Origin of the sequence: Lactobacillus sp. B4015, assembly GCF_026536055.1 — a bacterium.
Taxonomy (GTDB): domain Bacteria; phylum Bacillota; class Bacilli; order Lactobacillales; family Lactobacillaceae; genus Lactobacillus; species Lactobacillus panisapium.
Genome location: NZ_JAFNOY010000001.1, coordinates 38,983 through 51,675, shown reverse-complemented (window position 1 = coordinate 51,675; position 12,693 = coordinate 38,983). Strand labels below are relative to the sequence as shown.

The 12,693-nt window shown below is 40.1% G+C and carries 16 protein-coding genes; 15 read left to right on the top strand and 1 reads right to left on the bottom strand.

What is annotated here, in order from left to right; translation table 11 throughout:
* Positions 1-56 precede the first annotated feature (56 nt).
* Positions 57-1,556, top strand: coding sequence for a glutamate--tRNA ligase (gltX, locus tag J3U71_RS00290; RefSeq protein ID WP_103752441.1), 1,500 nt, complete (start codon positions 57-59; stop codon positions 1,554-1,556).
* A 91-nt stretch (positions 1,557-1,647) separates the two neighbouring features.
* Here the strand turns inward: gltX and J3U71_RS00285 are convergent, their stop codons facing one another.
* A complete protein-coding gene (locus J3U71_RS00285; protein ID WP_267392285.1) occupies positions 1,648-2,478 on the bottom strand; it encodes an SDR family oxidoreductase in 831 nt (276 codons plus the stop codon).
* Between the two features lie 336 nt (positions 2,479-2,814).
* Here J3U71_RS00285 and cysS point away from each other — a divergent pair, with 336 nt between their 5' ends.
* The 14 genes from cysS to pstB all read left to right on the top strand — a co-directional run bounded on the left by cysS (position 2,815) and on the right by pstB (position 12,692).
* Positions 2,815-4,239, top strand: a complete 1,425-nt coding sequence (gene cysS / locus J3U71_RS00280) for a cysteine--tRNA ligase (protein WP_267392284.1) — start codon at positions 2,815-2,817, stop codon at positions 4,237-4,239.
* On the top strand, positions 4,232-4,675 hold the full coding sequence (locus tag J3U71_RS00275) for a Mini-ribonuclease 3 (protein ID WP_267392283.1): 444 nt from the start codon (positions 4,232-4,234) through the stop codon (positions 4,673-4,675). Before cysS ends, J3U71_RS00275 begins: the two co-directional genes overlap by 8 nt.
* Positions 4,662-5,417 carry a 23S rRNA (guanosine(2251)-2'-O)-methyltransferase RlmB gene (rlmB, locus tag J3U71_RS00270; RefSeq protein ID WP_220232189.1) on the top strand — a complete coding sequence of 252 codons (756 nt, stop codon included), beginning with the start codon at positions 4,662-4,664 and terminating at the stop codon, positions 5,415-5,417. Before J3U71_RS00275 ends, rlmB begins: the two co-directional genes overlap by 14 nt.
* Positions 5,418-5,637: 220 nt before the next feature.
* On the top strand, positions 5,638-6,192 hold the full coding sequence (locus tag J3U71_RS00265) for an RNA polymerase sigma factor (protein WP_267392282.1): 555 nt from the start codon (positions 5,638-5,640) through the stop codon (positions 6,190-6,192).
* 72 nt (positions 6,193-6,264) lie between these two features.
* The gene (locus tag J3U71_RS00260; RefSeq protein WP_103752447.1) at positions 6,265-6,480 is read left to right on the top strand and encodes a hypothetical protein; all 216 of its coding nucleotides are present in this window, start codon (positions 6,265-6,267) and stop codon (positions 6,478-6,480) included.
* A 208-nt stretch (positions 6,481-6,688) separates the two neighbouring features.
* Positions 6,689-6,838 carry a 50S ribosomal protein L33 gene (rpmG, locus tag J3U71_RS00255; RefSeq protein WP_103752448.1) on the top strand — a complete coding sequence of 50 codons (150 nt, stop codon included), beginning with the start codon at positions 6,689-6,691 and terminating at the stop codon, positions 6,836-6,838.
* 6 nt (positions 6,839-6,844) lie between these two features.
* Positions 6,845-7,015, top strand: a complete 171-nt coding sequence (gene secE, locus J3U71_RS00250; protein ID WP_103752449.1) for a preprotein translocase subunit SecE — start codon at positions 6,845-6,847, stop codon at positions 7,013-7,015.
* Positions 7,016-7,116: 101 nt separating this feature from the next.
* Positions 7,117-7,665: a transcription termination/antitermination protein NusG gene (nusG, locus tag J3U71_RS00245; RefSeq protein ID WP_103752450.1), complete on the top strand. Its 549-nt coding sequence runs from the start codon at positions 7,117-7,119 to the stop codon at positions 7,663-7,665.
* 126 nt (positions 7,666-7,791) lie between these two features.
* Positions 7,792-8,217, top strand: coding sequence for a 50S ribosomal protein L11 (gene rplK / locus J3U71_RS00240; protein WP_034980336.1), 426 nt, complete (start codon positions 7,792-7,794; stop codon positions 8,215-8,217).
* 71 nt (positions 8,218-8,288) lie between these two features.
* Positions 8,289-8,981, top strand: coding sequence for a 50S ribosomal protein L1 (gene rplA / locus J3U71_RS00235; protein ID WP_103752451.1), 693 nt, complete (start codon positions 8,289-8,291; stop codon positions 8,979-8,981).
* 137 nt (positions 8,982-9,118) lie between these two features.
* Positions 9,119-9,985: a phosphate ABC transporter substrate-binding protein gene (locus J3U71_RS00230; protein WP_220268319.1), complete on the top strand. Its 867-nt coding sequence runs from the start codon at positions 9,119-9,121 to the stop codon at positions 9,983-9,985.
* Position 9,986: 1 nt separating this feature from the next.
* Positions 9,987-10,979 carry a phosphate ABC transporter permease subunit PstC gene (gene pstC, locus J3U71_RS00225; RefSeq protein ID WP_267392281.1) on the top strand — a complete coding sequence of 331 codons (993 nt, stop codon included), beginning with the start codon at positions 9,987-9,989 and terminating at the stop codon, positions 10,977-10,979.
* A 7-nt stretch (positions 10,980-10,986) separates the two neighbouring features.
* Positions 10,987-11,880, top strand: coding sequence for a phosphate ABC transporter permease PstA (gene pstA / locus J3U71_RS00220; protein ID WP_103752454.1), 894 nt, complete (start codon positions 10,987-10,989; stop codon positions 11,878-11,880).
* 11 nt (positions 11,881-11,891) lie between these two features.
* A complete protein-coding gene (pstB, locus tag J3U71_RS00215) occupies positions 11,892-12,692 on the top strand; it encodes a phosphate ABC transporter ATP-binding protein PstB (protein ID WP_103752455.1) in 801 nt (266 codons plus the stop codon).
* Position 12,693: the final 1 nt, after the last annotated feature.

Genomic DNA, 12,693 nt, shown 5'->3' with positions numbered 1-12,693 from the left:
GGTTCAACCGTTAAACTTAGTTTATTGAGATTTACTTTTTGAAAGAGGCATGAATTTTGGCAAAACAAAAAATTCGGGTAAGATATGCCCCAAGTCCAACGGGACATTTGCATATCGGTAACGCGCGTACTGCATTATTTAATTATCTATTTGCGCGCCATAATAAAGGTACTTTTGTATTAAGAATTGAAGATACCGACCAAAAGCGGAACGTTGAAGGTGGTTCTGAGTCTCAGATGGATAACCTTCGCTGGCTTGGAATTGATTGGGATGAAGGTCCTGATAAGGGCGGTGACTTTGGTCCTTACCGGCAATCAGAACGTAAAGATATTTACAATAAGTACATCAAGCAATTAATTGATGAAGGTAAAGCTTATTATTCATATAAAACTGAAGAAGAGCTTGAAGAACAACGTGAAGAGCAGCGCGCAATGGGGATTGCACCGCACTACACCTATGAATATGAGGGCCTGACAGCTGACGAAATTGCGCAAAAGCAAGAAGAAGCTAAGGCCAAGGGCTTGAAGCCAGTTGTTCGGATTCACATTCCTGAAATGGAAACTTATTCCTGGGAAGATATTGTTAAGGGCCATTTGAGTTTTGAATCAGACACGATCGGTGGCGATTTTGTTATTCAAAAACGTGATGGTATGCCAACTTATAACTTTGCAGTTGTTATTGACGATCACTTGATGGAAATTACTCACGTGCTGCGTGGGGATGACCATGTTTCCAACACGCCAAAGCAATTAGCAGTTTATGAAGCGCTTGGCTGGGAACCACCAAAATTTGGTCACATGACATTGATTATCAATTCTGAGACTGGTAAGAAGCTTTCCAAGCGTGACGAATCAGTTTTGCAATTTATTGAGCAATACCGTGATATGGGCTATTTGCCAGATGCCATGTTTAACTTTATTACCCTTCTTGGTTGGTCACCTGTGGGCGAAAATGAGATTTTCACTCAACGTGAATTGATTAAACAATTTGACCCAGCACGGTTATCAAACTCTCCTGCTGCTTTTGACCAAAAGAAGCTTGAGTGGATTAATAACCAATACATTAAGAAGGCCGATCGTGACACCTTGCTTGATTTGGCTTTGAATAACTTACAAGAAGCTGGGCTAGTGGAACAAGATCCAAATCCAGAAAAGATGGAATGGGTTCGGCAACTGGTAAATATTTACTCAGTGCAAATGTCATACACTAAGCAAATTGTTGATTTGGCCAAAATTTTCTTTGATGCACCGAAGAACTTGAGTGAAGAAGAAATTGATGAAATTCGCAAAGACGAAGCTAGACCTGTAATCGAAGAATTTAAGAAGCAAGTTGATCTGATTCCACGGTTTACTTCTCCCCAAATCATGAATGCTGTTCAAGCAACACGTCAAGAAACGGGCATTAAGGGTAGAAGACTATTTATGCCAATCAGAATTGCAACCACTAGATCAATGGTTGGCCCTGGCATTGGTGAAGCAATGGAACTTTTAGGTAAGCAAAGAGTGATGCAGCACTTGGACTTAACCTTGAAGCAAATGAGCGAAAACGGCTTATAATACTATCTTATAGTAGAAATAAAAAGCACATCATCTCGAAACGAGGTGGTGTGCTTTTGCGTTTTAGCGGCAAATTGGTTTTCGACTGAAATTATTTGTCAGTTTGCTGACCATAAAAGTAATTTGCCGTAGCTCCGCCATCAATTAGAAAAGTTGAGCCGGTAATAAATGCACCTTGCTGTGTCATTAACAACTCCGCTACATTCGCTACTTCATCTGCAGTTCCTGGACGTCCAGCAGGGGACTGGGCAAACATTTTTCGGTAAAAGTCGCCTCTGATGCCGTTAAATTCATCTAGAGCAAGAGGCGTTACGATGATTCCGGGAGCAATTGCATTCAGTCGTGCTCCTCTTTTAGCCCAGTTGATTGCTTCTGCCATCACTCTTTTTTCATTACACCTTTTTGCTAACTGGTATGCTTGGAGCGTATCGGCGATGTCTTCTGGTTGCAGAATTGGCAATTGCAATAATTTACTGGTTGGAGTGGTAGCGAGTTGACGATCTTGCTCAGTTGTTAAGGCGTGAAGACGGTGACCAGATTGACTAGAAATAGTAATCCCAACGCCACCTTTCGCAATAACTTTGCCCACTTCCTCGAGTAGGACCGCTGTGCCGTACAAGTCTACTTTTAAAATATCTTCGGTTTTGGCCTGACTTGGTGATAATCCGGCGCCATTAACTAAAGCTTTAATCTCACCAAAGGTCGTAGCAAATTTAATGGTTTCTTTGATTGAATCTCGTGATGCTAAATCCATTTCGCTTGCTTTAGCATTAAAGCCGGCTTCTGTTAAAGTTTGTTCGAACTTTTGGGCATGTTCTAAGTTCTTGTCACCAACAATAATTTGGTAATCAGCCCCTAATCTTCGTGCAATCGCAAGACTGATTTGCCCTGCACCAACAACTAGCATTACTTGTTTTTTCATCTTAACTCCTTCAAATATTCACAGCGTAGCATGTGAAATGCTACTGCTAGTTTAGTATCTTTAATAATTTGATTATTTTTCATTTTATGACTTATACCATACTCGAAGGCAAGAACCATTTGTCTAATTTAGCAAAAAATAGGTTGGTAAAAGAAGGGTGGACATTATCAAATTTGTGTGCAGTGCGCCGATTTATGGTTACCACGTATTTTTTGAAGGTAAAAAAGCTAAGCTGGACAGGCACAATCCGCTATTTTCTCATAGTCCATGCTAGAATATGCGCCACTTTCTGTTAAAATGAAGATAAATGTTTTTTAGAAAGGCAAGCTGGCCATCGTGAAAATTTATAATACTCTGACCAAAACAAAAGAAGAATTTCAGCCGATTCGCCCTGGACAAATTACGATGTATGTCTGTGGCCCCACTGTCTACAACTACATTCATATTGGGAACGCTCGTAGTGCCATTGCATTTGACACTATCAGACGCTATTTTGAATATCGGGGTTATCACGTTAACTTTGTTTCTAACTTTACCGATGTGGACGACAAGATGATTAATGAAGCACGGCGCGAAAAGACCACGGTGCCTGAATTAGCAGAGCGGTACATTAAAGCCTATCAAGAAGATACTGCAGCCTTAAATATTGAGCCAGCAACCAAAAATCCGCGTGCCACTCATGAAATAACGGCAATTATCAATTTTATTAAGCAACTGATTGCTCAAGGTTATGCCTATGAGGCCGACGGGGATGTTTATTATCATGCTAAAAAATTTGCGCATTATGGCGAATTAAGCAGTCAGAATATCGCTGAACTGGAAGAGGGTGCCTCCGAGCACATCAACGAAGAGGAGCAAAAAAGAAAGCAGGATCCAATCGATTTTGCATTATGGAAAAAGCAGAAGCAGCCAGATGAAATTGCGTGGAATTCGCCTTGGGGCAAAGGCCGACCAGGTTGGCACATTGAGTGTTCCGTGATGGCTACAAAGTACTTAGGCGAGACAATCGATATTCATGGCGGTGGGCAAGATTTAGAATTTCCGCACCATGAAAATGAAATCGCACAAAGTGAAGCCGCAACTGGCAAAAAATTTGTTCATTATTGGATGCATAATGGGTTTGTAACTGTTGGTGCAGAGGCAGAAAAAATGTCGAAATCGCTGCATAATTTTGTGACGGTGCATGATTTGCTGAAAACAGTTGACCCGCAAGTTCTGCGCTTCTTGATGGCTAGCGTGCAATATCGCCGTCAAATCAATTATTCCAAGGAAAACCTGCAGCAAGCAGAAATTATTTTGCAACGCTTCAAAAACACGCTGAATAACTTGGAATACCGACTTAGCGATCAGACGAGCAGTGTTCAGGCAGCTGCTTTAGAAGAAACAATTAAGAAAACGAAAATGGCATTCATCACGGCTATGGATGACGATTTTAACGTGCAAAATGCGCTAGCTGCAATTTATGATTTATTGCCAGTTGTTAATGCTAATATTGCTGCAAAAAATGCTGATAAAGAGGCTTTAAAAGAAGTAAAACAATTGCTGCATGATTGGCTGGCGGTTTTTGGTATTGAAACGACGCAGTTAACCGCAACAACTGCTGCTGAAGACGAAGATGAGATTACCGCGTTGATTAAAGAACGCGAACAAGCGCGGAAAAATAAGGATTGGGCTAAAAGCGACCAATTGCGCGCGCAATTAAAAGAAATGGGAATTACAGTGGAGGACACCCCACAAGGAACAAGGTGGATACGTGAATAAATTAAGGAAGTTAGTCGAAAGTACTGTGAATCCGGATACGTTAAATGGCCAAACACTGGCTTATTTAGGGGATGCAGTTTATGAAATTGCAATCCGCCAGCACCTAATTAAAGGTGGAATTGTTAAGCCGCAGGCTTTACAACGGCAGGCAACGCACTATGTTTCTGCGAAAGCTCAGGCGGCATTAATTACAAAACTGCAAGATGAAAATTTACTTAGTAGCGATGAAATTGCAACGTTTAAGCGAGGACGCAATTCGAAAACGTATACTAAAGCCAAAAATACCAGTTTAGCCACATACCAATTGTCCACTGGTTTTGAAGCAGTTTGGGGCTACTTGGAATTATTGAATAAAACGGACCGCATTGCCGAATTGAATGCATGGTGCATTAAGACAGTAGAGGAAGGTGGCATTGATCAATATGACTTCAAATGATAAAGATTTTGTTTTTGGTAAGCATGCAGGGCTTGATTTTCTCAAAACGCAAGACGCTGACCGCATTAATAAGGTGTTTTTACAGCAGGGAGTCCAGGAAAGTTTTGCTAATGAAGTATTTGGGTTAGCGAAAAAGAAGGGCATTATTGTCCAAACTGTCCCTAAAAACAAACTCGATCGGTTGGTTCAAGGCGGCAATCACCAAGGTTTGGTTCTAACTGTTGCTAGCTTTGAATACGCGGCTTTAGATGATTTGCTTGCTCAATTTGATCGTGACGAAAAAGAGCCATTTCTGTTAATGCTCGATTCAATTGAAGATCCGCATAACTTGGGCTCAATTTTACGGACAGCCGACGCTACCGGAGTTGACGCTATCATTATTCCTAAACGGCATGCGACTGGGTTAACTTCGGTTGTAGCCAAGACTTCAACTGGAGCAATTGATCACGTGCCAGTTGCTCGCGTTAATAACTTGGTTCAGACAAGTCAAATGCTAAAAAAACGTGGTTACTGGCTTTTTGGAACAGATATGAAGGGAACGGATTATCGTCGGTGGGACAGTAATGGTAAGACCGTGCTTGTCATCGGAAACGAGGGTAAAGGAATTTCGCGTCTGCTTAAAGAACAGATGGATCAAATGTTAACTTTGCCAATGGTCGGTCACGTCCAATCACTCAATGCCAGTGTCGCAACCGGTGTGCTGCTCTACCAGATGCTCAATAGTCGTAATCCGCTTAATTAATTAAAAAACATTCTACTGAGATAGTAGAATGTTTTTTGTTTATTTTTGCTTGGCAAGTGACAGAATGATTTTTCTGCAATGCGCCTTTTCGACATTTCAACTTGCTCGTGCCAAATAAACATAGGTTCTGTCAAGTTTATGACCAATTTTTTCTATTCTTGAACCTGGGCATAACTAAATGCTCTGAAAAAAGAATCAAAATGAAGGTTGAGCAAGTAAAATGAGACAGGAAGCAATTTTAATTAGAAAAATAAAAGCGGGAGACCAAGATGCATTACCAGAACTCTACAATTTATATCGCCCATTAATAAACCATGTTAAGCAGCAATATTATGTTCGTTATTATGATGAGCAGGATTGGAACCAGGAAGCCTTGATTGTGTGTCACGAAGCAGCACTAAAATATCAAGAAGGAAAAGGGACATTCGGCAGTTATTATAAAGTTCGTCTGCTTAACCGTGTTCGCTCTGTCTTACGTTATCACATGGCATATCGTAGACGAGCTTCGACACAAGCAATTTCACTGGAAACGGCAATTACCAATGGGCTGAAGCCTGTTCGCCGTCCAGCAGTTTTAGTTTCTTGTGTGCCATTATCTGAAAGCGTAGAGGAAGCCATTAGTAATCTCTCGTTGTTAGAAATATGGACTTTATTAATTATTATTGGCGTATATCGGCAAGAAGAGGTAATCAACTATCTAAAAGTAAGTCAGCTTACCTTAGTTCGGGCGCGTTCGCGCTTGGTCAGAAAAATGCGCGCAAGCCTATTAAAATAATATTTTAATAGCTATGGCTTTGGAAATAGGATATAATCTTTAATGTAGAATAATTTTAGGAGGTAGATTAAGATGGCAGAAGAAATAAAGACTGCATTGTTAGATCGTCACATGAAAGAAGTTTTTGACTGGAGTGATTCAGATATTCCAGTTAGAGATGCCCTTTGGGACTACTTCATGGAAAAGAATGGTAGAGATACCATGAAGACGGAAGAAGAAATGCTTCCGTTTCTCGATTATTCTGACGATAAAATCGAATCCTTCGTAAATGAAAATCTTAAGAAGTAAATCCGACTATACAATGTTCTACGCCCAGTGGTCACGCTTTGTTTGACCACTTAAAAGCAGTTGTCCGATGATGGGCAACTGTTTTTGTTTAATTGCATTAAAAGCAGATATCTTGACTAAATGGCTAGTTAATTATTTAATTTTAATTTGTACTTAATTGCGTACATTATCTTTTTTTGTTAAAATACAATAGTTTGGAAGTGAGATTATGGCAGTGAAAAAAGCATCATTAGCCTGCAGCATCTGCGGCTCGCGTAACTACTCAATCACCGCAAGCAAGAATCGCACCCAGCGGCTTGAATTAAAGAAATTCTGTAAGCATTGCGGTAAAATGACGGTGCATAAGGAAACGAGGTAAAGATTAATGATTAAGTTTTTTAAGAGTGTAGGACATGAAATGCGGTTAGTCACTTGGCCAAGTGCTAAGCAAAACCGTCATGATACGGGCATTGTAATTACTACCTCTGTCTTATTCGCTTTATTCCTTGGATTGCTGGACTACTTGTTTAGTATTTTGACGCAGATGTTTATGTAAATAGCAATGATTTTCTATTCGTGATATAATGAAGTTAATTAAGAAGAACCTCTTACTTGGAGGTTTTTTTGTTTGCCAAATTTAAAAGGAGAATTTATGTAATGGTTGAAACAACTAAAAAGCAATGGTTTGTACTTCACACTTATTCAGGCTATGAAGACAAGGTTAAATCTGACCTCTTATCTCGTGCTCAAAGCATGGGGATGCAAGATTACATTTTTCGGGTAATGGTTCCTGAACAAGAGAAAATCGAGAAAGTTAACGACAAGAAAAAAGAAGTCGAAGAAAAAATCTTTCCGGGTTACGTTTTAGTTGAAATGGTCATGACCGATGAAAGCTGGTTTGTTGTTCGTAATACACCTAATGTAACTGGCTTTGTTGGTTCACATGGTGGTGGTTCCAAGCCTTCGCCGCTATTAGATGAAGAAGTTAACCGCTTATTGCGTCAACAAGGTGAGCCAGCTAAACGGCCACAAATTGACTATGAAGTTGGTGAAACTGTAACAATTATTGACGGTGCCTTTAATGGTGTTGAAGGTAAAATCACGGAAATTCAACCAGATAAGTATAAGTTGTTTGTTTCTGTTGATATGTTTGGCCGGGCAACCACTACAGAACTTGATTACGATCAAGTAAAGAAAATTAGCTAAAATTTCGTCGGATATTGCAAATCTAATTAATCGATGGTACCATATTAAGGTACTTTTATTATTGTGGGAGGAAAAGTAGGTAACTTTTCCATTCTAACCACGCACGGAATCAAGGAGGTTTTGACCGTGGCAAAAAAAGTTATTAACGTTGTCAAATTACAAATACCAGCTGGTGCTGCAACACCCGCACCTCCAGTTGGTCCTGCTTTGGGTCAAGCAGGTATTAACATTGTTGGTTTTACTAAGGACTTCAATGCTAGAACTGCTGACCAAAAAGGCATGATTATTCCTGTAGTCATTACAGTTTACGAAGATCGTTCATTCGAATTCGTTACTAAGACTCCACCAGCTCCAGTACTTCTGAAGCAAGCTGCTAAAATTGACAAGGCTTCTGGTGAACCTAATACCAAGAAAGTTGGTAAGGTAACCAAGGATCAAGTTAAGGAAATCGCTGAAACTAAGATGAAGGACCTTAACGCTGCTGATGTCGAAGCTGCTATGCGGATGATCGAAGGTACTGCTAGAAGCATGGGTATCGAAGTCGAAGACTAATCCTGTTATTTATAACAATTTAGGTGGGAGAGCCATTGGCTCGCTTGACCACATATTAAGGAGGAAATCACATGCCAAAGCATGGTAAAAAATATGTAGAAGCTGCTAAAAAAGTAGATTCAAAGAAATTATATTCAGTTGCTGAAGCAATGAAGCTTGTTAAAGAAACTTCATATGCTGGCTTTGACGCATCAGTTGAAGTTTCTTACAACTTGAGCGTTGATCCTAAGCAAGCTGACCAACAAATTCGTGGCTCAATTGTTTTGCCAAACGGTACTGGTAAGACCCAAAAGGTTATTGTCTTTGCTGAAGGTGCACAAGCTGAAGAAGCTAAGGCTGCCGGTGCTGACGAAGTTGGTTCAGACGAATTGGTTGAAAAAGTTCAAAATGGTTACTTAGACTTTGACGTTGTTGTTGCAACACCAACAATGATGGCTAAAGTTGGTCGTTTGGGTCGTGTATTAGGACCTAAAGGTTTGATGCCAAACCCTAAGACCGGTACTGTTACAATGGACATTGAAAAGGCCGTTAAGAATGTTAAGGCTGGTCAGGTTGAATACCGTGTTGACCGTCAAGCTGCTATTCATGCTGCTATCGGTAAGGTTTCATTTACTGATGAACAATTAATTGAAAACTTTGATGCACTTCGTGACGTTATTTTACGTGCACGTCCATCAGCAGCTAAGGGTCAATACATTAAGAGTGTTGCAGTTGCTGCAACCTTTGGCCCAGGGATCAAGCTTGATCCATTAAACTTGGACTAATAAATAACAATTAAAGAGCAACTCTGCCGTTTAGGCGAGTTGCTTTTTTTATCGACTTTTTGATGTTTATTATTTATCAATTGCAAAAGATTTGTTAAACTAAAGCATAATCTAATTGTCTAATTGAGGGAATTATCATGCGTAAAAATAATGTGGGCAAATTGCTGGCAATCCTTTTGTTTGTGCCGCTTTTTTTAGTTGGTTGCAGTCAAAACCGCCAAAAAATCACAATCGTAGGCTCAAGTGCTTTGCAGCCGTTAATTGAGCAAGCTGGCAATGACTATCATTTAGCCCATCTTGACAGTAATATTGTTGTCCAAGGTGGTGGCTCTGGTACCGGACTTAGTCAAGTACAAGCGGGGGCCGTCCAGATTGGTACGTCGGATGTTTTTGCTGAAACGCAAAAGGGAATCGACGAAAAGAAACTGAAGGACTATCAAGTTGCAATCGTTGGGATTGTACCTATTGCTAATAAGGGTGTAGGGGTTAAAAATTTAACTAACCAGCAATTAGCAGATATCTTTACCGGTAAGATTAAAAACTGGCGCCAGGTTGGCGGTAAAAATCTGCCAATCATTGTCATCAATCGTTCTCGTGGTAGTGGTACTAGAACTACCTTTGAAGATTTGATTTTAAAGGGCAAGGATGCCATTAATTCACAAGAACAGGATTCTAACGGTACGGTTAAGAAAATTGTCAATTCGACACCGGGAACCATCTCTTATATTTCCTTCCCGTATGCTAATGATGAAAACATTCAAAAAATTAGCATTAACCATGTACAGCCAGTTAATAAGAACATTCCTACTAACAAATGGCCATTATGGTCATATGAGCATATGTACACTAAAGGAGAGCCTAACAAAGCAACGGCCGCCTTTATTAAATATGTATTGAGCAAAAAGGTCCAAAAAGATTTGGTTCCAAAGATTGGCTATCTTAGTATTCATGAAATGAAAGTTTATCGTGATAGTCAAAATAAAATTACGAAATTAGGTAATTAATATGGCTAAAAAAGAACAAGATTTGCAAGAAGTTGTTGAACAAGCGATTGCTCAGCAAAAAGTTCCTCATGTTAAGATTAAGGGCATTAATCCCCGTAACATCGATATTGCGCGTTTGACTAAGCCGTCCAAAGAAACTAGGCAGGAGCGCTGGGGCAAAGGCTTGACCGCTTTGGCAATCGTCTTAATCGGAGTCTTGATTGTGGCAATTATCGGCTTTGTTGGAATGCATGGTCTTGCCACTTTCTTTACAGATAAAGTAAATATCTTCCACTTTTTATTTTCTTCGGATTGGAATCCTAGTGCCGGTCCTGAGCACGTGGGTGCGGCAGCAATGATTGTTACTTCGTTTGCAGTAACTTTACTGGCAGCAATAATTGCGACGCCTTTTGCAATTGCCGTTGCTTTATTTATGACAGAATATGAATCTGGTAAAAAGGCTAACTTTCTTCAGTCCGTAATGGAATTACTAGTTGGAATTCCATCAGTTGTTTATGGCTTTTTGGGATTAACTGTGGTCGTACCAGCTATTCGGACAATTTTTGGTGGAACTGGATTTGGTATTTTAACGGCAACATTAATCTTATTCGTAATGGTTTTACCAACGATTACGTCATTAACTGTTGATGCTTTTAAGGCAGTGCCAAAAGAATTGCGCAAATCATCCGCTGCACTTGGTGCAACCCAATGGCAAACCATTTTTCACGTTGTTTTAAGGGCTGCTCGCGCACGAATTATGACAGCGATTATTTTTGGAATGGCACGGGCCTTCGGTGAAGCTTTAGCAGTTCAAATGGCAATCGGAAATGCCGTGTTAATGCCATATAACCTAGTGAGTCCAGCTGCCACTTTAACCAGTCAGCTGACTAGTCAAATGGGTAATACCGTTATGGGCACTTTACCTAATAATGCTTTGTGGACACTGGCATTGCTGCTTTTGATTATGTCGTTAGTGTTCAACTTTTTAGTACACTTAATTGGAAAGAAGAGTTAGTGGCATTATGAATTCAAAAAGAAATGATCGGATTGCTACTTGTGTAATTTACTTTTTAGTAGGCATCGTAATCTTGCTTTTGGCCGGTATTATCGGAAATATTTTAATTTCTGGTGTTCCGCACCTATCGTGGCACTTTTTAACTTCCGTTTCTTCATCGTTTGAAGCAGGCGGTGGGATTAGAGACCAATTATTTAATTCACTTTATTTGTTATTGCTGACGCTAATAATTTCTCTTCCCATTGCTTTGGGAGCAGCAATTTACCTGGCCGAATATGCAGCTGATAACTGGTTAACGCAACTAATCAGAACAACAATTGAAATCTTGAGCTCACTGCCTTCAATCGTTGTTGGGTTATTTGGTTATTTACTGTTTGTAGTTCAATTCGGCTTAGGCTTTTCGATTATTGCTGGGGCCTTAGCACTAACTTTTTTCAATTTACCTATTTTAACTAGCAACATTGAAGAAGCCATAAAAGGTGTGCCACAAACGCAGCGTGAAGCTGGCTGGGCACTGGGGTTGTCTAATTGGAAAACAATTCGTGGAGTTGTTCTACCTGCTGCTCTTCCAGGGATCATTACTGGTGTAATTCTTAGTGCTGGTCGTGTCTTCGGTGAAGCGGCTGCCCTAATTTATACGGCAGGTCAAAGTGGCTCAACGGTTGATTATTCTAATTGGAATATGTTCAGTCCAACTAGCTTTTTAAATGTAATGCGTCCTGCTGAAACTCTGGCTGTTCATATTTGGAAAGTTAATACGGAAGGAATTATTCCCGACGTTAATGTTGTTTCAGCCGCTACCTCAGCTTTGCTCGTAATTGTTGTAATTATTTTTAATTTTGGCGCACGGGCTCTTGGTAATTGGCTCTATAATCGGTTAACGGCCGCTAAAATTAAATAAGGGAATTTTTTATGGAAAATTGGCAAACGCAAAAGACTTACATTAAGACTTTTCCTGAAGAAGATTGTGCCGTGTACACAGAGGACTTAAGTGTCTTTTATGGCGGTACAATTCAAAAGTTGTTTGATGTTAGTCTTGGATTTAAGAAAAATACCATTACTGCTTTAATTGGTGCCTCGGGCTCTGGTAAATCAACATTTTTACGTTCTCTGAACCGGATGAATGACCGGGTTGCTCGGGTAGACGGCAAGATTATGTTTCATGATCTTGATGTTAACCAGAAAAAGATTAATGTTTATGAATTACGTAAGGCAATCGGGATGGTTTTCCAAAAACCAAATCCATTCCCAAAATCAATCCGGGAGAATATTGTTTACGCGTTAAAAGCAAATGGCCAACAGGACAAGCAAAAGTTAGACCAGATAGTTGAAGAAAGTTTGCGGGCTGCTGCTTTATGGGACGAAGTTAAAGACAAATTGGATAAAAGTGCCTTAGCTTTGTCAGGTGGACAGCAGCAGCGACTTTGTATCGCCCGTGCAATTGCGTTAAAACCAGAAATTTTGCTTTTAGATGAGCCAGCAAGTGCGCTTGATCCGGTCTCAACTGCTAAGCTTGAAGATACGTTAAAGCAGTTGCGGAAAAAATACACAATGGTGATGGTTACGCATAATATGCAGCAAGCTTCTAGAATTAGTGAGTATACCGCGTTTTTCCATTTGGGACATGCACTGGAATACGATACGACTACTAACATTTTCACTAATCCGCAAGGCGAGATCACTGAGAAGTATATTCAGGGTAGTTTTGGCTAAA

What these genes read in the sequence shown, in the direction of transcription:
- J3U71_RS00260 (WP_103752447.1), top strand. Translation starts at nt 6,265, where the DNA reads ATGGCAGAAGAAATAAAGACTGCATTGTTAGATCGTCACATGAAAGAA.
- J3U71_RS00230 (WP_220268319.1), top strand. Translation starts at nt 9,119, where the DNA reads ATGCGTAAAAATAATGTGGGCAAATTGCTGGCAATCCTTTTGTTTGTG.
- nusG (WP_103752450.1), top strand. Translation starts at nt 7,117, where the DNA reads ATGGTTGAAACAACTAAAAAGCAATGGTTTGTACTTCACACTTATTCA.
- secE (WP_103752449.1), top strand. Translation starts at nt 6,845, where the DNA reads ATGATTAAGTTTTTTAAGAGTGTAGGACATGAAATGCGGTTAGTCACT.
- rplA (WP_103752451.1), top strand. Translation starts at nt 8,289, where the DNA reads ATGCCAAAGCATGGTAAAAAATATGTAGAAGCTGCTAAAAAAGTAGAT.
- pstC (WP_267392281.1), top strand. Translation starts at nt 9,987, where the DNA reads ATGGCTAAAAAAGAACAAGATTTGCAAGAAGTTGTTGAACAAGCGATT.
- pstB (WP_103752455.1), top strand. Translation starts at nt 11,892, where the DNA reads ATGGAAAATTGGCAAACGCAAAAGACTTACATTAAGACTTTTCCTGAA.
- pstA (WP_103752454.1), top strand. Translation starts at nt 10,987, where the DNA reads ATGAATTCAAAAAGAAATGATCGGATTGCTACTTGTGTAATTTACTTT.
- J3U71_RS00265 (WP_267392282.1), top strand. Translation starts at nt 5,638, where the DNA reads ATGAGACAGGAAGCAATTTTAATTAGAAAAATAAAAGCGGGAGACCAA.
- J3U71_RS00285 (WP_267392285.1), bottom strand. Translation starts at nt 2,478, where the DNA reads ATGAAAAAACAAGTAATGCTAGTTGTTGGTGCAGGGCAAATCAGTCTT.
- rlmB (WP_220232189.1), top strand. Translation starts at nt 4,662, where the DNA reads ATGACTTCAAATGATAAAGATTTTGTTTTTGGTAAGCATGCAGGGCTT.
- rpmG (WP_103752448.1), top strand. Translation starts at nt 6,689, where the DNA reads ATGGCAGTGAAAAAAGCATCATTAGCCTGCAGCATCTGCGGCTCGCGT.